Raw genomic sequence first — 17,953 nt, 5'->3', positions numbered from 1 at the left:
GAGCCCTGGGCAGGCCATCGTGGCGCGCTAACGCACCACTTGCTTGGAGGCCCTTGTCACGCCGTTCTGGTAACGAACGACCTTGACGAGCACACCCTTGTGGCTGGCGTCCACCTCACGGCCCTGCAGGTCGTAGTAGGTCACGCTCAGTACAGGGCTGTCGGCCACTGCACCGCCCACACCTGTGGTAGAGGCAATCGTGAGCTTGTAGCTCTTAGACAGCTCGCCCATGGTCTTGGTGATTGTGACCTCACCCGTTGCAGTGGGGATGGCATTGACGCCGTCGAAGGTGACAATGGCCGGGCTTGCCGTCCACACCGTGCCCTCGGGAGTACCGACCACAAACGTGCCGTGCACGTTGTCGCGCGTGTCGAGAGGACCAAGCACGGGGGTGGCAGCATAGAAGTCGAGCAAGGCATTGCCCGCCATCGACACAAGCGTGGGATAGAAGCCCTCCTTGAGCTGGAAGGCAGCGCCCAGCGAGTCGCACATGGAAAGCTCACGCGTAGTGAGCCCCGTGGCCATCGAGTCGGTCGAGCTTAGCCTGCCCGTATACGTCTCGCGGTCGTAGTACACACTGTCGAGCCCCATCATCACGTAGTCGCCGTCGGCAGCCATAGCGCCAGCCAGCTCGGGCACGGCACTGTGCACATTGCCAGTGCTGTAGCAGCGGTTCATGACCGTGCTGCTGTTGCCCACGGTAGCCATGAGGCCAGCCGTGAGTTGCGGGCCGCTCACATCGCCCTGGTTGTAGCAGTCGGCAATCTCAGGAACGCCGTGGGCCACCAAGCCTGCGGCATTGCCCTGGCTGTCGCTGCCAGTGGCGCTGGTGCAAGTCACGTTGCCCACATTGGCACAACGTTGCACACGGCCCTGGGTGAAGCCGGCAATACCAGCCACAGCGCTGCCGCTGGCCTCGACATTGCCTGCATTCCAGCAGTCGATGATGTCGGCCGTGCGGCAATAGCCAGCCAAGCCGCCCACATAGTCGCCGTTGCCGCCCAGCACGTCGCCCGTGTTGTAGCAGGCGCTGAACTCAATGCTAGTGCTCACATCGCCAGCCAGGCCGCCCACACGCTTGCCGCTGCCGGCGACCAAGCCCGTGTTGTAGCAGCGCTCAAGGCGAGCGTCGCCGCCAGCCGAAGACCTGTAGTTGAACGAACCCACCAGGCCGCCGCAATCGGCGCCCGATGCGGTGACGGCCCCCGTGTTGTAGCAGTCGGCCACGACAAAGGCATTCTGCATGTAGCCTGCAAAGCCACCCACCTGGGAAGTGCCGGTCACGTCGCCCTCATTGTGGCAGCCAGCGACAGTCATGCACGTCTTGCTCCAGTTGCCGTAGCCTATCACGCCGCCCACATTGCTGCCAGTGCCAGTGACGGTGCCGTAGTTGACACAGTTCACAATGGAGTCGCAAGAATTGGACGATACAATGCCGCCCAGCGAGCCACCTCCCGAGATATTTCCCTTGTTGGTGCAATTGACGATTGTGCCAGCACCGTTGCAGGCGATACCGCCCACACTGCGGGCACCATCGAGGTTGGCCTCGTTTACACAATCGGCGACACGCGTGTTTTTGCCTGTCATCGAACCCACAATGCCGCCTATATAGCCGCCTGCAGGGGCCACATTACCCTTGTTGACACAATTTTTCGCCATGCCGTTGCCAAGCAGGGCATAGACGATGCCGCCGGCATAGCCTTGCTTGGGAGTAGTGAGCTTGCCGCTGGCCAGCGTGAGGTTCTCGAGAAGGCAATAGGCACGACCGGCAAAGGCACCCAGGTAGCGATAGCCTGTGACATTGACATCGGCCAGGGTGAGGTCGTGCAAGCCAGCCTTGGCGCCCAGGGTGCCAAACAGGCCTTGATACTCATCCTTGTCGTGGTTGATAGTGACGTGGCTCAGCGTCTTGCCATTGCCGTCGAAGTCGGCCTCAAAGACGGCGCTGCCGCCAGCCACAGGCACAAAGTTGGCCTGAGTCGAGAAGTCGATGTCGTTCATCACCTTGAAATAGTTGCCCTCAAAGCTGTACTGCTCAGCAGTAGTGAAGCGGCTCAAGGTGTTCATATCGGCCACAGTCTTGATTTGATAGGGGCTGGCAGCAGTGCCGTCGCCGTCCCACAGCTTGGGCACAGTGCGCAACGGGATGGCCTTGGTGTAGCCCTTGTAGGTTACCACGAGAGTGTCGCGCAGCGAGGTAGAGTCGGCCTTGAGTGTGACACTCAAGGTGCGATTGTCGATTTTGTAGTCGACGCCCTGCTTGAGCGTCCACGTCATGCCGGCAAGCTGGTTGAGCGTGGCCGGGCGCGTCATGTTGTCGATCGTCTCGGCGCTGTCGAGGGTCACCACCATCTTGCGATGAGCATTGGCAGCTGGCTCGTTGCGGAAGGCGGTGAGCACAGGATACATGCCCTTCTGCCAGTTGTACTTGCCAGCGTCGAGGCTGTCGAGGGCCTTGCCGCTGGTGAGCGTGGCCGTGAGCAAGCCCGTGCAGGTGCCATACTCGCCGCTTGCAGTGGCCTTGTTTTGAGCAATCTGGCGGTCGTAGTAGTTGGTCCAGCTGGTTTCCTCAGGCAGTGTGGCGCCCGCAACTGCACCCTCCTGACCATCGTCGCTGCTGGCGTCGACCATGCCATAGTTGATGTTGCATCGCATCACGGCGCCGCGCGTGCTGGTAGAGGCAATGCCGCCTGCACTGCTCAAGGTGTGCACATAGCCTGTGTTGATATTGTACTGCACCACAGCCTTGGATCCCGACACCTGGCCAGCGATGCCGCCCACGTTGCGCTGGGCCTTGGCCGAGTAGAACGAATTGATGGAGTCGGCATGCACCTCGCCGTCGTTTTGGCAATACTCCACTGTGCCGGCATGCACAGCCACGATGCCGCCCACCACGCTACTGCTCGAGGTGATGGTGCCGGCATTGTAGCAACCGGTGATGACCGACCCCGTGACCGACTGTGCCACGATGCCAGCACTGTAGGAAGCAATGGTGGTGACATCGGCATTGTTGCGGCAATTCTCGATGCGGCCCAGGGTGACGGCAGCGATACCGCCGGCAATCTCAAAGGCGCGCACCTTGCAATCGCTGGCCAGCGTAAGGTTCTTGATCACGCTATTCTTGTTGCAATAGCCAAAGAAGCCCGCCACGCGGCGCGACTTGGCCCGCACGGCCATGCCACTGTCGTCGCAATGTATAGAGTCGATCACAAAGTTGTGGATAGCATAGCCCCCGCCGTCGTAGGTGCCGTCGAAGGTGTGATTCTTGTTCATGTCGTCGCCCACACCCTGGAAGGCTGGATCGCCCTGGCAGTCGATGTCGCACGTCTGGCGGAAGTAGTCGCCAGTGAACTGCAACGGCGACGTGCTCGAGGTGACGGCAGCATTGAGGGCAATGAGGTCCTCCTTAGACTGGATCAGGTAGGGGTCGCTCTCGGTGCCCGTGCCCACAAGGCCGGTAGGATTGGCCGTTTTCACGTTTACAAACTTAATATACTTGCCATTGCCAGCCGTGCCCACAAGCAGCGAGGGAGCACTCACACCGGTGAGGGTGACCGTGCTGTCGTTGATGACAAGGCCCGTAGCGTTTTTGGTGAGCGCATCGTTTTCGTACACGTACCAGTCGATGCCGTTTTGTGTCGAGACGGTGAAAGCCGTCTTCACCTTCGTGGTAGTCTCGCCATCGGCAAGCATGACAGGCGCAACGCTCAAGTTGCTCACATCGGTGCCGGCAAGCGCCTTGAGTTGTGGATACAATCCCTTCTTAAAGGTCCACACATCGGTGCTGTAGCCAGTGAGGGGGACTCCGCTGGTGAGCTGGCTGGTGGTGGCAGCCATGTAGCTGAGCGAGTCGTCGAGTGCGGTATTGGTGATTTGCTTGTCGTAGTAGCAACCGGTGAACACCGTCTTCTTGAAACGGATGCCATAGAGACCTTCGTGGCCGGTTGCAGTGGCCATGATCACCTGTCCCGTGTTTAAGCAGCGGTCGAGCGTGTTGGTCGTCTTGCTGTTGTCGAGCATGTAGCCCACAAGACCGCCCACCTGCTTGCAGTTGCCACTGCTCACGATCTCGTTGCTGGTGTAGCAGTCGGCCAGCTTGGCACCGCTTATCATGCCAGCCAAGCCACCCGCCATGCCATTACGGGCACTGGTGACTTGGGCATTGATGGCCACATTGCTGAAGCAACGCGTCATGTCGCCGCTCATGTTACCCACGATGCCGCCCACTACGCCCTGTGGCACACTCACCCTGACCGATCCTGTGGCATAGCACTCGGCCAGCGTCTGGTCGGGGTCGCCCACCGTGGCGCTGAAGTGGCCGACAATGCCGCCCACGCCACGCTGGAACTGATTGAAGCACTCGTCGTAGCTCATGCTCACCGCCGCATGGTTGCGCAGCAAGCTTGAATAGTTGGCATAGCCTGCGATGCCGCCAGTGATGCCGCCGGCTGCAATCGTGCCATCGAAGGCGCAGTCACTCACTTTGGCCTTGTTGACATAGCCCACGATGCCGCCGCCATAGCTATTGTGGTGCACAATGGCCGCATGGGTCACCTGCACATGGTCGATGTTGCCCTTGCTATAGGCCACCAAGCCGCCGGCATAGGTGCCGTAGCTCGTGAGCGAGAGGCTGTCGAGGTTCACATTCCTGAGGGTAGCCGAGTCGCCGGCGTAGGCAAAGAGACCAGTATAAGAGACCTTGCCAGCCGAAATGTCGAGGTGCCTGATGGTGTAGCCCTTGCCGTCGAAGGTGCCCTGAAACTGATGGCTGGCTCCGTTGCCTGCCGGGCGGTAGGCACTTGCAGCCTTATTCATGTCGATGTCGGCACCCAAAGTCACCCACTTGCCTCCATAACTGCTGCCACGGGTCACACTTTGAGCAAATGCCGTGAGCTGGTCGGGCGTCTTTATCACATAGGGGTCGGCCTCGGTGCCGCTGCCAGTCCAGTCAAGCACACTTTTCTGAGGGAAGGAAACCACGCCCGAGGCATATTCAATCTTCGACGACTTGTAGGGATAGGGGCACAACTTCTTGTTGCTCACGTTGAAGACGCCCCAGTTGCCCAGGTCGATCTCGGTATCGGTGGCAGTGCCCTCGATACTGGCGTCGATATAGCTGGTGCTCTTGGCCCAGTTGGCCGGGAAGCACATGAAGTCGCCGCGCGAGAGGGTGCTGTAGATGAACTGCGGCGCAATCTCAACAGTCTTGTCGGGATTGACATAGGCATTCACGGCCACCGAGGTGCCGCCGAAGTTCACGATCGAGACCTGGTTGTCGCGAGGCTGCTCGATATAGACGGGATAGGTCTCGACCGAGTCGGCCGGTGTCTGGTACACGTTGGTCATCACTGCATTGGTGGCCATCAAGTCGGTGCTCTTGAAAGTACCGAAAGTGCCGCCCTTGTACTGACCCGAAATCAGGAAGAGGCCCCAGCTGCCCAGGTGAATGTTGCCTTGGGCGTCGATAGTACCCTGCAGGGGGTCGGTGGTGCTGTAGGTCTTCTTGTCCCAGTCGATGGGACAAATGTAGACAGGCCCGTAGGTGGGATGATTGTACACCTGCTGCACAGCAATAGTCACTGTAGAGGCGGTATAGGTCATCGTCATCTTGTTGGCCCCCACATAGAGGCCGTTGAGCTGCGCCGTGCCGCCTTGCTGCGAGGTGACAACGGTGTCCATGAGATCAGCCAGCTGGTGAATGCCGTCGGCATTGTTGTAGTACTCGGCATAGAGCAGAGTCTTGCCAGCCGCCAGGCTGCGGGCAGGGGCCCGCGAGCCACGGTTTTGCACATCGGGCATCTTGCAGCTGCCTTCGGTCCACACCCCGCCTTGCAGTTTCCACGCATCGGCCCGGGTGCTGCCAGCAGGCCCTTCAACCTGTTGGCCAGGATTGTCGGGGGCAGCTGTTACCGCGTTTTGCGCCCAGCAGGCCATCGACAGCATGCCGAACACAACACAGAAAATCAAGTTTACTTTTTTCATGCAAAAACAATTTAGAAAGATTGATTGTTTAAGATTGTCAGCGCAAAATTAATGAATTTCTGTTTAAAAACAATAAAAATATAACAATTCAAAAAAAATTTTGTGAATTTTACAACATTTTTAAACTATCCACACCCACAACACTTAGTCATCGCCAGTCATGACTTGAACAGCGGCAGTCGACAAAAAAATCTAATTGTTTAACGGCCGATTGTCAACGCCAAATTCAAACTTACCCCCCCCCAAAAAAGGATACACAGGAAAAGCGAGCAATCCAATTCCCAGATGAAATTTTTGCTCGCTCTATCTTGATTTCAAACACAGGTTTTAAAGCTGTCAAGCTTAAGGCAGTCGTGGCTCACGGCACGGCTACTCGTCGATACAGCCATACACGACACGCTTGAGCTCTCGCGCGGCCTGCTCGACCGCTGCGGCCGTGTCGAAGCCGCGGGTCATGAGGCGCATGGGCAAGGCTTGCCGCGAGGGCGAGTAAGGCGGCTGCACATAGTCGACATCCTCCCACAACACAAACCGGTGACGCTTGTAGAAGGCGATGCGGCGGCAGGCAGGCAAGTCGGCCGGGAGCTCCACCTCGAGAATGACCGGCTTCGCCGCTTGGGCGACAAAGTGGTCGAGCAAACGGCTGCCTATGCCCTGGTTGCGCATCGAGCTGTCGACAGCAAAGTGCTCCACATAGCAGAAGCTATCAAAATCCCAAGTGGTGATAAATCCTTTCACATTGTTACCCTCGAAAGCCCCGAGCAGGGAAAAACGGGGGTTTTCACGTGCAATCCTTTCAAAGTCAAGCATATCCCGCCGCTCATCGACAGGAAAACTGTCGACCAATAATTGTTCAACTTTCTTAAATTGCAAAGAATTTGGCGAAATTATGTTATAATTTAATAGCATATGAGAAATTTTTCTTACATTTGCAAAATAATTGATAATTGGACGAAATAGCCAACTTAATAATTTGAGAAATTATCGACTAAATTAATAATTTAATGACAATATAACAAAACACATTATGGCAAATTCAAAATTAGACGCTCTCGACTATAAAATCTTGAAGATGCTGGCTGTGAATGCACGCAAACCGTATCTCGAGATTGCTCGCGCCTGCAACGTGAGTGGAGCGGCCATCCATCAGCGCATCCAGAAGCTCTACAACCTGGGCGTGATAAGGGGCAGTATTTCACTCATCAATCCATCGTCGGTGGGCTATGACACGTGCGCCTATGTGGGCATCTACCTCAACGACTCGTCGAAGTTTGACGAGGTTGTGGAACACCTCAAAGAAATGCCCGAAGTGGTGGAGTGCTACTTTACAACGGGAAAATACGACATGTTTGTAAAGCTCTACGCCCACAACAACGACCACCTGCTGAGCCTGATTCACAACAAGTTCTTGCAGCTTGGGCTGGGACGCACCGAGACCCTCATCACATTCAAAGAAGTGTTTAAGCGTCAAATTCCCATCGCCGAAGACGACGAGTAGCGTGCTGTGCCGTGCAAGGCATGCAGCAACGACACAACAACCCCACAACACACGGAGTGAAACTCAACGCACACAAGCGCGCGGGTTTCACTCCGTTGTTTTTGGGCCGAAAGCTGCTGGCAGGTCGGCGTCGATGCAGCGCGTGGCCAGCATGTGATGGTGGCACTGGCACTCGTGCAGCGTGCGCTCGACGATGAAGTGGCGATTGGCCATGGCCGAGACCACACTCACGTCGTGGCTCACCATGATGATGGTGGCGTGGCGCGAGAGCTGAGCAATGAGCTGGTAGAGGCGCTGCTCATAGTGCTGGTCGAGATAGCTGAGCGGCTCGTCGAGCACAAGCACATCGGGGCGGCCTATGATGGCACGCCCCAGCAAGGCACGTTGCAGCTGTCCGCCCGAGAGCTCACCCAGCGTGTGCCGGCGCAACTGCTGCAGTCCCACCTGGTCGAGGGTCTCGACCACAAGTGCGCGCTCGGCGGCCGTGAGCCGGTGCAGCGGTCTCATCTTGAGGCCCGAGGCCACCACCTCCTCGACGGTGACGGGGAAACGGCTGTCGATCATGTTCTTCTGGGGCAAGTAGCCAAAGCGCAAGTGTGGCACCTGGCTATCGCCGTCGTAGTACACCACACGGCCACTCGTGGGCGCCACAAGCCGCAGCATCATGCGCATGAGGGTGGTTTTGCCGCCGCCGTTGGGGCCGGTCACAATCACAAAGTCGCCACGATCGACGGTCACGCTCACATGGCTCACCACAGCGAGCTGGCCATAGACCTTGCTCACGTCTTGCAACTCGATAATCTTGGAAGCTGTAGCACTCATAAGGCAAAAAAAAAGAAAACTAAGTGTAAATCCCAACTTGAAGACGGCACGCTCACCGCGCCGTTGCCGCCAGGGCACTGGCGATCCTGCTCATTTCGTCTGCCCAGTCGCCACTCATGGGGTTGATCTCAACCGCCGAGCAACCTATCTGCTTGTTGACTGCCGAGGCTGCACGGCTGTCGAACTGGCGTTGCACAAATATCACCCTTGCACCACTCTTGCGGGCAAGGTCGATGCGGCGGGCAAGGTCGCGGGCCGAAGGCTCCTTGCCATTGTCGAGGGCAAGCTGGTGCAAGCCATAGTCGCGGGCAAAATAGCTGAGCGACGGGTGCCAGTCGATGAAGGTGCAGCCCTTCACAGGCGCAAGCTGTAGCGCAATGTGCCGGTCGAGTGTGTCGAGACTGGTGCTGAGTGCATCGTAATTTTTCACAAAATACCGTTTATGCTTGGGATAGAGCTTGACGAGGCCGAGCAGCATGTTGTGGGCAATCACCTTGGCATTTTTCACCGAGGTCCACACGTGGGGGTCATACTCGCCATCGTCGGCATCCTGCCCACGCAACAGCTTGATGCCCGCACTGGTGTCGAAAATGCACAATTGCGGATTGTTGTTTCTCACCTTGCCCACGATAGCCGACTCATAGCCTATGTTGCCAATCGTGAAATAGGCCTGCGCCCGCTCAAGCTTCATCATGTCGGAAGTCTTGGGCTCATAGTTCTCAGGGTTGCTCTGCTCCTCGAGCAGGCACAACACATCGACCTTGTTGCCTGCTATCTTCTCCAGCAGGTACCGTTGCGGGGCAATGCTCACCACCACCTGTGGCTTCTCGCCTTGCTGCAGGCGACAGCCTGCAGCCATCACTGCCACAATGGCCACAATAGCCACCGAAGCCAGTATAGGAATCATATAGTCGACTCGTCGTTTCATTGCTAACTAAGGATTTTATGCAAAGTTAATATTTCTTAACAAAATAAACAAATTTTTTACACAAAAATTCGTCTGCCCACGAGATATTGCAGTAACTTTGCGTATAATAATCAAAACGAAACACAGAACATGGACGATAGCGTACCGCTAGATAGTAAACAACCTGTTGATATAGAGGCATAAACCCCACTCTATGCATTGTGGCTTGTGCCTCGGCGATATTGACGCAAACATAGAAGGAGGAGGCATAACACAATGAAAGAATTCTTACTATTTGGAAAGAATTTCACAAAGTGCGACCAGTGGAAACCTGGTTGCTGGGTGAACATTTCCTGTCCTGACCAGGACGAGCTCGATTATCTGCGCAATCTCGATGTGCCCGAGTCATTTATCACCGACATCAGCGATGCCGACGAGCGACCGCGCACCGAGATCGACGGCGACTGGCTGCTCACTGTGTTGCGAGTGCCCCGGCAGACGAGCGACGACGACATCCCGTTCAACACCATCCCTGTGGGTGTGATCACCAATGGCGACCTGGTGATTGTGCTGTGCTACTACAAGAACATCGTGGTCAACGATTTCATCAAGTACAACAGTGCCAAAAACATCGAGATTCCCAACAAGCTCGTGCTCATCATGCGCCTCATCCTGTCGTCGGCGGTATGGTTCCTGAAATACCTGAAAATCATCAATATCGACATCAACAATGCCGAGGACGGACTCGAGCAGAGCATGCACAACGAGGACCTGCTGCGACTGCGCAACCTGCAGAAGAGCCTGGTGTACTTCAACACCTCGATAAGGGGCAACATGACCCTGCTGGTGCGACTGCGCACGCTCTTCCAGAACTCGGGTCTCATCGACAAGGACATGATCGAAGACGTCGACATCGAGCTGCAGCAGGCACTCAACACCGTGAAGGTGTACAGCGACATCTTGAGCGGCACCATGGATGCTTTTGCCTCGATTATTTCCAACAACTTGAACGTGATCATGAAGCGCATGACCAGCACCTCGATCATCCTGATGCTGCCCACATTCATTGCCTCGCTCTATGGCATGAACGTGGCTCTGCCCTTTGAGCACCGCGCGTGGGCCTTCACCTTCATTGCTGCGCTGTGCGTTTTGTTCTCGGTGGGAGCATTCTTCCTGTTCCGCCGCATCAAGTGGTTCTAAATTTTTTCACATAGCAGCAGCACTGCGCTGCCATCGGCAAGGGTGGTGGCAAAGAGGTAGTCGTTGCCGCCGTCGCCCACCTTGAGACGCTTCTTCAACGCCTCGGGCGTGAGCCTGAAATTGCGCGTGGCAATGTTGAGGCGTTCACAGCGTTTGCCCAGCTGCTTCAACTGCCGGCCGTTGAAGGGTATCACCTCCTTGACGACGAACTTGCGGCCAGGAAAATCGCGCACAAGCCTGTCGCCGGCATAGAGATGAGAGTTGGGCGCCAGCTGCGCAGTGCCAGTGGCGGCCTGCACAGCGGCGTGGCAGCCCAGCTTCATCACACTGGCATGAGGCTCATAGAGGAAGCCGCCGGCAACGGGCACACCAGGGGCCGCATCATGGGCGGCACCGCCGGCAGCAGTTGTTGCAAAATCGTGCCAGCCGTCGTCGTAGTTGAGGGCATGCAGCACAATGCCGGCTGGCTGGCTGTCGAAATCAAGCACAAACAGCAACTCCTTGCACTCGTTTTTCACACTCACGGCCCACACCTGCGCCAGCGGCGCGCCCAAGTCGGCTCTCGACTGCGAGATGTCGAGCATGGGCGAGGCCTTGATCACAAGCCGGCGGCAGTGACGCGCAATGAGCGGCATGATGGCGAGCACATCGGGTTGGCACTGCGACAAGCCGTAGAGCCGGCGGCCGTCCTGCCCGCGCCGCGCCGGGTCGACAAAGATAGCATCGTAGTGCTCTTGTGGCAGCATCGACTTGAGCAATTGCACCGAGTCGGCATGCAGCACCTTCACGTTGGGGTTGAGAAAGCCAAAGTTGTACTGACCCACCGCGGCAATCTCGGGGTCGAGTTCAACGGCAGTGAGCGCACGCACACGACTGGCAATGTAGTAGTCGTCGACCCCCAGGCCCATAGTCAGGTCGAGCACTGTGTGGGCCGAGTCGAAGAGCGAGGCATGCAGCTTGGCCACCTCCTGGTGGGTGCACTGCTCGGCACTCACAGCCTTGGGAAACAGGAAGCGCTCGTGGGCCAGCAGCTCAGGTATCTTGCGGCGCAGCTTGTGGCGGCACTCCACCTGCAACACGGCAAAGCGCTTGTCGAAGCTCAGCCCCGGCTCCTGCCTGAGCATGAGCTTCAAGGCATCGTCGCCGGCATGGCGGGCAATATAGCTCCACATCGATGCGTCGACCCTATGTCCTGCAATCTCGGTCATCACTTTTTTCACCCAAAGGGACTAACAAAATTAATACATTTTCGGCTGAAAAACCAAAAAGCGAAGACAACCTGCCACACAAGACAGTCAAAAAACTCACAATCATTTATAAAATTCGACATAAAAACATTAACTTTGCACATAACGACAGACAAAAACTATCAAACAAACATTATTAAATTAATCCTAAAAACAAGAATCTGAGTATGCTGAAGAAATCATTACTCTCTCGAGTGGCATTGTGCGCGGCAGCCCTCACAGCTGGGCCCGTCGTGGCACAGAACGGTGCGCCGCACTCGTTGACAGCCACCAGCAATCTCTCGCAGGTGAGCCTGGGCTGGTGTGCCCCGGCAGCCCCCATCGAGCTCAAATGGCACGACGGAAGCGACTACAACGGCATGAGCGGCAGGGCCGACGATCCCGAAGGCTACGCGACTTTCTATGCCGCAGCCAAGTTCACCCCTGCCGACTTGCAAGCTGTTGCCGGCCAGACGGTCGACAGCATTTCCTACTTTGAGTACCGACATGCCTACAAGGTGTGGGTGCAAGTGTATGAAAACGAGAAACTCGTGAGCGAGACGCCTGTCGACGTGAGCAAGTTTACCAAGAACACGTGGAAAACGACAGCTCTGTCCAAGCCCTACACCATAGCCGGCGACAAGGACGTGATGTTTGTGGTGAAATACCAGCACGGCACCAATCAGGACTTTGTGGCCAACACCGACCGCTACCCCACCACAGGCAAGGGCGACGTGTACAGCTATGACGGCAAGACCTGGCACACAGGCGGCGTGGGCGACTTCATGATCACGGCTATCGTGAGGAACAACGCCACCGCCACCCCCGAGGGCTACAACGTGTATCGCGACGGCAGCAAGGTGAACAGCTCCCTGCTCACCCGCACCGACACCGTGCTCGACAACGAGCCCGACGGCACCCACCGCTATATGGTTGGGGCTGTGTATGCCCAGCAGGGCGAGCTCAAGTCGGCCGCGGTAGAGGCCACGGCCATCAGTGCCAGCAAGCTGCTGGCCCCGGCGGCCAGCTTCAAGGGCAGTGCCCAGGAGCTCAACGGCACCCTCGCCTGGCAGAAGCCACTCGCCGGCGGCGAAACGCTCACCTGGAGCGGCAGCCAGATGGGCAACCACATAGGCGGCACGTCGACCACGTCGCCCAAGGTGTGGGTAAAACAAGAATTCTCCTCGAGCGACCTGCTGGCCTTCCAAAACTACCAGATCAACAGCATCGCCGCCTATGTGGCCGAGGCCACGCTCTCGAGCGTGAAGCTCTATGTGATAAAGAACGGCACCATCGACTACAGCCAGGACGTGCCCGACTCGGTGGTGCAGAAGACCACGGCCGGCGCATGGAACCAGTGGCAGCTCACCACCCCCTATGTAATGACCCCTGGCAACGACTATGCCTATGGCGTGTACTACACCCACACCAAGTCGACCCATCCCGTGGGCGTCGACAACCAGCCGGCCATCGACGGCAAGGGCAACAGCTTCTCGATATCGGCACCGCGGTCGTCGAGTTTCAACGCCACCAAGCCCACGTGGAAGACCCTGTCGAGCGGCAACATTGCCGGCAACTTCATGCTGCGTGCCCAAGTGTCGCCTGTGGGCGAGGCCACAGCAAGCGAGCAAGCTGCCAGCTACGACCTGTATCGCAACGGCACGCCGCTGTTCACTGGCAAGAACGTGACCGAGTGGGCCGACAGCGTGCCCGAGCCCGGCACCTACAACTACACATTGAAAACCAACTATGCCAGCGGCAAGCAATCGCCCCTCATGACCGTGACCCTCAACTACACGCTGCCGGCAGCCTACGAGGCACCGCTCATCGTGGGTTCCGACTTCGACCCCGCCACCAAGGCCGTGAGCCTGGAGTGGAGCAACAGCGCTGTCAACCTGCAGCACTACGGCACACCCAGCTACATGATGGGGTTTGACGAGGCGATGACACTGCTCTACGGCAGCAAGTTCAGCGCCAGCGAGCTCAAGAGCCTCAAGGGCTACGAGCTGCGCAGCCTCAAGTTCATCATAGGCCAGGCACTCGACACGCTGCGTCTTGAGGTGCGCACCGGCGACAACCAGGTGCTCTACAGCGAGAAGCTCGACGGCACCGCCCTCACGCCGCAAGCCATCTACACGCTCAAGCTCGACAAGCCCATCGCCATACCCGAGGGCAAGGATCTCTACATCGTCTACAACACGACATTGCCAGCCGGCAACAAGGCCATCGTGATCGACAAAGGCCCGGCTGCCGATGGCGGCGCCATGGTGAGTGTGACCGGCGGAGCCTCGTGGATGAAGCTGGGCACCATTGCCAGCGACTACAAGGACTTCAACATCGTGATAGGAGCCACTGCCCTGCCGGCAAGCAGCAAGGACAACGCCGGCCAGCAAGCGATCACACTGGGCACGCCCGTCGACGGCATCAAGGCCACGACACTCGATGCAGCCCAGCTGCGACAGGGCCTGGGCATCGAGGCCGTGAAACCCGGCACCCAAGCACCGGCACGCCGCCGCGCTGCCGCACCAGTGGTGAAGAGCTATCGCGTGTATCGCAACAACACCGTGATAGCCGAGCAAGAAGGCACCACTTGGGGCGAAACACTCGAGAAGTGCGGCACATTCAACTATCACGTCACAGCCGTATACCAAAACGGCTGGGAGTCGCCCCAGAGCAAGACCGTGACCGTGGTCAACACCATTGCCCAGAAGCTTCAAGCACCCTATCACCTGCAAGGCAACGCCACCGCAACCGGGCAGTTGCAACTCAACTGGGAGGCTGCCGGCAAGGCTGCCGAGTTCAACTACCAGAAGTCTAACACCGACATCGCCGTGGGCATGACAAGCAGCGGCAGCAAGCTCAAGAGCTATTGCGCCATCAAGATGGCAGCCGACACGCTTGCACACTATGCCGGTCTCAAGATCACCCACATCAAGTTTAAGCTCGATTCACTGGCCGTCGAGAACCCAGCCGTGTTTGTCATGGCAGGCGACAACATCATCTACAGGCAAGAGCTCGATGCCGAGAGCCTGGTGAAGGGATGGAACGTGGTGCGCCTCAACAACCCCGTGGCTGTCGACAACAGCCAGGACATGAGCGTGGGCTACTATCTCGAGTATGCCACTGGCGTGAAGCCCAGCACCTGCGATGCAGGCACGCCGGCAGTGCCCGGCTACAGCGACCTGATATCGGCGTCGGCCTCGGCCGGATACTGGTACTCGCTCAAGACCAAGTTCAAGCTCAACTACGGCTGGCGCATAAGCGCCGTGCTCGCCACCCCCGACACTGCCGTGCAAGGCAGCCGCTCGGCAGCACCCCGCAAGGCAGCCACAGCCATCACCTACAACGTGTACTGCAACGGCGAGAAGATAGCCTCGGGGCTGGACCAACCCAGCTACACCGTGGCCAGTCCCATGGCCGGGCGCTATGTGGTGACTGCCGAAACCGGCGGTGAGGAGAGTGCCGAGTCCAACGCCGTCGTCTACACCGTCAGCTCGGGCGTCGACACGCCCGCGGTCAGCAAGACCGTGAGCAGCATTGCCTACTACAACGTGGCCGGGCAGCAAGTGGCAACCCCAGTCAAGGGTGTGAACATTGTGGTCACGCGTTACACCGACGGCACCCAAACCACCACCAAGGTCGTGAAGTAGCACATCACCACCGAGCTTTTTACCCGAATTACAAGAGGGGGTTGTGCCCGATTAGGCACAACCCCCTCTTGGATTTATATGCGGCAGGTGCTCGCCGGTTCTACCGCGTGCAATGTTGAGTATTCAAGGCAGGCGCGGGCGCCTGCATCGCCTTGGCCCAGCGGGCTATCACGGCAAGGGTGCCGGCGTCGACGTCGAACACCGAGTTCAATCCCTGCGGCTCTTGCGCCGGGTCGCCCGTGTAGGGGTCGCCCGGCTGCCACGACTCGTGCACGGGCCGGGCGTTGCCGCCCCAGCCCCAGAAGTTGCAGCCTGCCGCCATGCCTGTACGCTCAATCAACGAGAGCACATAGTCGTAGTACTTGTCGCGGCCCTGGGTGGGAGATGCCGGGGCAAAGCCGAAGCCGTCGCGCGGATAGCCAAACTCTTCAAGCACAAGCGGCTTGCCCAGGTCGCAGGCTATTGCATGATGCTCGGCAATGTAGTCGCGTGTGCGCACGCAAGCCGTGTCGACGCGTGAAATGATCGAGCTCTTGTCGATCCAGCCCCAGTTGTAGGGCCAAATATGGATGGTGACATAGTCGATCTCGGGCATGGCATTGAGCCGCTTGAAGAGTCCCATGTCGGTCTCGCAGCCATACTTGCCCTCGCTGCCAGTCGACACCAGGTGGTTGTGATCGATCGACTTGATGAGCCGGGCTGTGGATTGGAGCCACTGGGCAAACTGCTCCTTGTTGGCCTTGCCGAAAGGACGCGGCTCGTTGCACAGCTGCCACGACATGATGGCGGGGCTCTCGGTGTAGGGCTTGCCAGTGATTGAATTGACGCGTGACACAATGTGCTTCACATGCTCGATGCTCATGTGCTTGGCCTTGTCGTTTTGCACAAAGTGGCTCACATAGTCCTGGTAGGCATTATACCCGTCGATGCCGGGCACAGGGGCGTTGCCCATGCCGGCCCACTCGAGATAGGTGCCGTAGCCGCCGCTCCACTCCCAGGCATTGTTGAGGTAGAGCACAGCCTTCATGCCGCGGCGCTCGAGCTCGACAAGCAAGCGGTCGAGCCCGGCGAGAAGCGTGTCGTTGTAGACGCCCGGTGCGGTTTGCAACACGGGTCTCACATGGGAAGGCACGCCCAGGCGGCCATCGGCACCCACCAGGATGCGCAGGTTGTCGATGCCCAGCTGCTGCAAGCAGTCGAGTTCCTGGCCGAGGCGCTGCCGGTTGCCTCCCTCGCCATCGCTGGCAAGAATGGCGGCATACCAGAGGTTGGTGCCCACATAGCGATAGGGCTTGCCCTCTACATAGAACTGGCCGTTGCGCACGCCCACATACTGGCCTTGGCCAGTAGTCGCGGCCTGGCCTGCAACAGCACTCATCATCAGGCACACGAGGAGGAGAAAAGTTTTGGGCAGATGGTTCATTTTTTTGATAATTATGATAATAAAAAGAGCCGGGCAGGAGACAGTCAGGCAGCAAAGCCTGTGCTGCCAAGTCTACAGGCTGGTGATGGGCCCGCGCTGGGGCCTGGCGGCACGGTACTGCGAGGGGGTGAGTCCGGTTACCTGCTTGAACTGCCTCGACAAGTGGGCCACACTCGAGTAGCCCGTGCGATAGGCGATCTCGCTCACTGTGAGCTGGCCATAGTCGAGCAGTTCCTTCACGTGCTCCACCTTGTGGACAATAAAGAACTTCTCGATCGTGCGATGCTCGTGAGCGCTGAAGAGAGCACTCAGCTGCTTGTAGTCGGTTTTCAACGCGGCCGACAACTCATCGGAGAGCTTCACAGGCTCGCCGTCGTCGCGCCGCGAGAGAAAGATGACGGCCGTCTTGATGCGCTCCACAAGGGCATCGTCCTCGTCGCGAAGCAACTCGAAGCCTATCTTGCGCAAGTGGGCGTCGAGCGTGTCGAGCTGCTGGGCGGTGAGGTCGTCGGTCACCGTGGCGTTGCCTATGTTTACCTGGGTCACGTCATAGCCCAGCGACTGAAGCACGCCCGTGACTGCCGTCACACACCGGGGGCACACCATGTTTTTTATCGAAAGCTGTGTCATGTGTTGTGAAAAGTATACTGTATTATTTCATCTCGTCGATGCGGATGTGCCCCTTGCCGTTGGGGTTCACCTTCATCATGCGAGTGATGCGCTGGCTGCCCTTTTTCCAGGTGCAGGAATACCACCCGTCGTCGTTGGCATTTTCAACACCCACCAGGGCAAAGGCTGCACCAGCGCCGCCGTCGCCCAAGCTCTCGCGGGCAGCGGCGGGATTGCCGTTGATTTGGGCCAGTTGCTGTGCCACGGCATTGGAGGCATTGTTGCCCAGTGCTGTGCTGGGGTTGCCGCCGGTGTTGAGAGCGTTGATATAGGCGCGCATCACCTGGGCGACAAAGGCACGGGCCTCGGCTTGAGCCTTGCGCTTGAGCTGGGCTGCATGGGCCCAGGCATAGTGCAACGAGTCGCTGCGGTGCTGCATCACGCTGTCGGCGCGCAACATGCCGGCCGTCTGCACGCGATAGATAGAGTCGGCAACACGCAGGGAGTCGACCGAGTCGATGCTGTCTTGCATGTGTTGCTTGCGGGCCTTGTAGTCGGCATACTTGTTACAACTGCTCATCGCAGCCATGACGAGGCCAGCGATGAGCAGTAGCATGTAAAAAGATTTCTTCATTT

General features: G+C 58.0%; 11 protein-coding genes. 3 read left to right on the top strand and 8 right to left on the bottom strand.

What is annotated here, in order from left to right; translation table 11 throughout:
* Positions 1-27: 27 nt before the first annotated feature.
* The gene (locus GF423_RS10075; RefSeq protein WP_154328232.1) at positions 28-5,982 is read right to left on the bottom strand and encodes a hypothetical protein; all 5,955 of its coding nucleotides are present in this window, start codon (positions 5,980-5,982) and stop codon (positions 28-30) included.
* 369 nt (positions 5,983-6,351) lie between these two features.
* Positions 6,352-6,891 carry a GNAT family N-acetyltransferase gene (locus GF423_RS10070; RefSeq protein ID WP_154328231.1) on the bottom strand — a complete coding sequence of 180 codons (540 nt, stop codon included), beginning with the start codon at positions 6,889-6,891 and terminating at the stop codon, positions 6,352-6,354.
* Between the two features lie 118 nt (positions 6,892-7,009).
* Between GF423_RS10070 and GF423_RS10065 the strand changes: the two genes are divergently transcribed.
* Positions 7,010-7,480: an Lrp/AsnC family transcriptional regulator gene (locus GF423_RS10065; RefSeq protein ID WP_154328230.1), complete on the top strand. Its 471-nt coding sequence runs from the start codon at positions 7,010-7,012 to the stop codon at positions 7,478-7,480.
* A gap of 87 nt (positions 7,481-7,567) precedes the next feature.
* Here the strand turns inward: GF423_RS10065 and GF423_RS10060 are convergent, their stop codons facing one another.
* Positions 7,568-8,302, bottom strand: coding sequence for a metal ABC transporter ATP-binding protein (locus GF423_RS10060; RefSeq protein WP_154328229.1), 735 nt, complete (start codon positions 8,300-8,302; stop codon positions 7,568-7,570).
* 52 nt (positions 8,303-8,354) lie between these two features.
* Complete coding sequence (locus tag GF423_RS10055) at positions 8,355-9,230, bottom strand: metal ABC transporter solute-binding protein, Zn/Mn family (protein ID WP_154328228.1); 876 nt, start codon at positions 9,228-9,230, stop codon at positions 8,355-8,357.
* A 255-nt stretch (positions 9,231-9,485) separates the two neighbouring features.
* Here GF423_RS10055 and GF423_RS10050 point away from each other — a divergent pair, with 255 nt between their 5' ends.
* Positions 9,486-10,409 carry a magnesium transporter CorA family protein gene (locus GF423_RS10050; RefSeq protein ID WP_154328227.1) on the top strand — a complete coding sequence of 308 codons (924 nt, stop codon included), beginning with the start codon at positions 9,486-9,488 and terminating at the stop codon, positions 10,407-10,409.
* Here the strand turns inward: GF423_RS10050 and GF423_RS10045 are convergent.
* On the bottom strand, positions 10,406-11,617 hold the full coding sequence (locus GF423_RS10045; protein ID WP_154328226.1) for a class I SAM-dependent methyltransferase: 1,212 nt from the start codon (positions 11,615-11,617) through the stop codon (positions 10,406-10,408). The two genes, GF423_RS10050 and GF423_RS10045, sit on opposite strands and share 4 nt — an antisense overlap.
* A 206-nt stretch (positions 11,618-11,823) precedes the next feature.
* Here GF423_RS10045 and GF423_RS10040 point away from each other — a divergent pair, with 206 nt between their 5' ends.
* The gene (locus tag GF423_RS10040) at positions 11,824-15,285 is read left to right on the top strand and encodes a hypothetical protein (RefSeq protein ID WP_154328225.1); all 3,462 of its coding nucleotides are present in this window, start codon (positions 11,824-11,826) and stop codon (positions 15,283-15,285) included.
* A gap of 100 nt (positions 15,286-15,385) precedes the next feature.
* Here GF423_RS10040 and GF423_RS10035 read toward each other — a convergent pair whose 3' ends face one another.
* The 3 genes from GF423_RS10035 to GF423_RS10025 all read right to left on the bottom strand — a co-directional run bounded on the left by GF423_RS10035 (position 15,386) and on the right by GF423_RS10025 (position 17,951).
* Entirely contained in the window at positions 15,386-16,708 is a 1,323-nt protein-coding gene (locus tag GF423_RS10035; RefSeq protein WP_154328224.1) for a glycoside hydrolase 5 family protein, read from the bottom strand.
* Positions 16,709-16,780: 72 nt separating this feature from the next.
* A complete protein-coding gene (locus GF423_RS10030; RefSeq protein ID WP_154328223.1) occupies positions 16,781-17,338 on the bottom strand; it encodes an AraC family transcriptional regulator in 558 nt (185 codons plus the stop codon).
* Positions 17,339-17,360: 22 nt separating this feature from the next.
* Positions 17,361-17,951 (bottom strand): hypothetical protein, encoded by a 591-nt coding sequence (locus tag GF423_RS10025; RefSeq protein WP_154328222.1) that lies wholly within the window; start codon positions 17,949-17,951, stop codon positions 17,361-17,363.
* Between the last annotated feature and the right edge of the window lie 2 nt (positions 17,952-17,953).

The sequence above is a fragment of the Sodaliphilus pleomorphus genome (assembly GCF_009676955.1).
GTDB lineage: Bacteria > Bacteroidota > Bacteroidia > Bacteroidales > Muribaculaceae > Sodaliphilus > Sodaliphilus pleomorphus.
Note: the sequence above shows the minus strand (reverse complement) of the source record. Positions and strands in the feature narration are given on the sequence as shown.

Bases quoted from the DNA above. Each gene is read 5' to 3' on its own strand.
- GF423_RS10065 (WP_154328230.1), top strand. From the start codon at position 7,010: ATGGCAAATTCAAAATTAGACGCTCTCGACTATAAAATCTTGAAGATG.
- GF423_RS10040 (WP_154328225.1), top strand. From the start codon at position 11,824: ATGCTGAAGAAATCATTACTCTCTCGAGTGGCATTGTGCGCGGCAGCC.
- GF423_RS10045 (WP_154328226.1), bottom strand. From the start codon at position 11,617: ATGACCGAGATTGCAGGACATAGGGTCGACGCATCGATGTGGAGCTAT.
- GF423_RS10060 (WP_154328229.1), bottom strand. From the start codon at position 8,302: ATGAGTGCTACAGCTTCCAAGATTATCGAGTTGCAAGACGTGAGCAAG.
- GF423_RS10035 (WP_154328224.1), bottom strand. From the start codon at position 16,708: ATGAACCATCTGCCCAAAACTTTTCTCCTCCTCGTGTGCCTGATGATG.
- GF423_RS10050 (WP_154328227.1), top strand. From the start codon at position 9,486: ATGAAAGAATTCTTACTATTTGGAAAGAATTTCACAAAGTGCGACCAG.
- GF423_RS10075 (WP_154328232.1), bottom strand. From the start codon at position 5,982: ATGAAAAAAGTAAACTTGATTTTCTGTGTTGTGTTCGGCATGCTGTCG.
- GF423_RS10025 (WP_154328222.1), bottom strand. From the start codon at position 17,951: ATGAAGAAATCTTTTTACATGCTACTGCTCATCGCTGGCCTCGTCATG.
- GF423_RS10055 (WP_154328228.1), bottom strand. From the start codon at position 9,230: ATGAAACGACGAGTCGACTATATGATTCCTATACTGGCTTCGGTGGCT.
- GF423_RS10030 (WP_154328223.1), bottom strand. From the start codon at position 17,338: ATGACACAGCTTTCGATAAAAAACATGGTGTGCCCCCGGTGTGTGACG.
- GF423_RS10070 (WP_154328231.1), bottom strand. From the start codon at position 6,891: ATGCTATTAAATTATAACATAATTTCGCCAAATTCTTTGCAATTTAAG.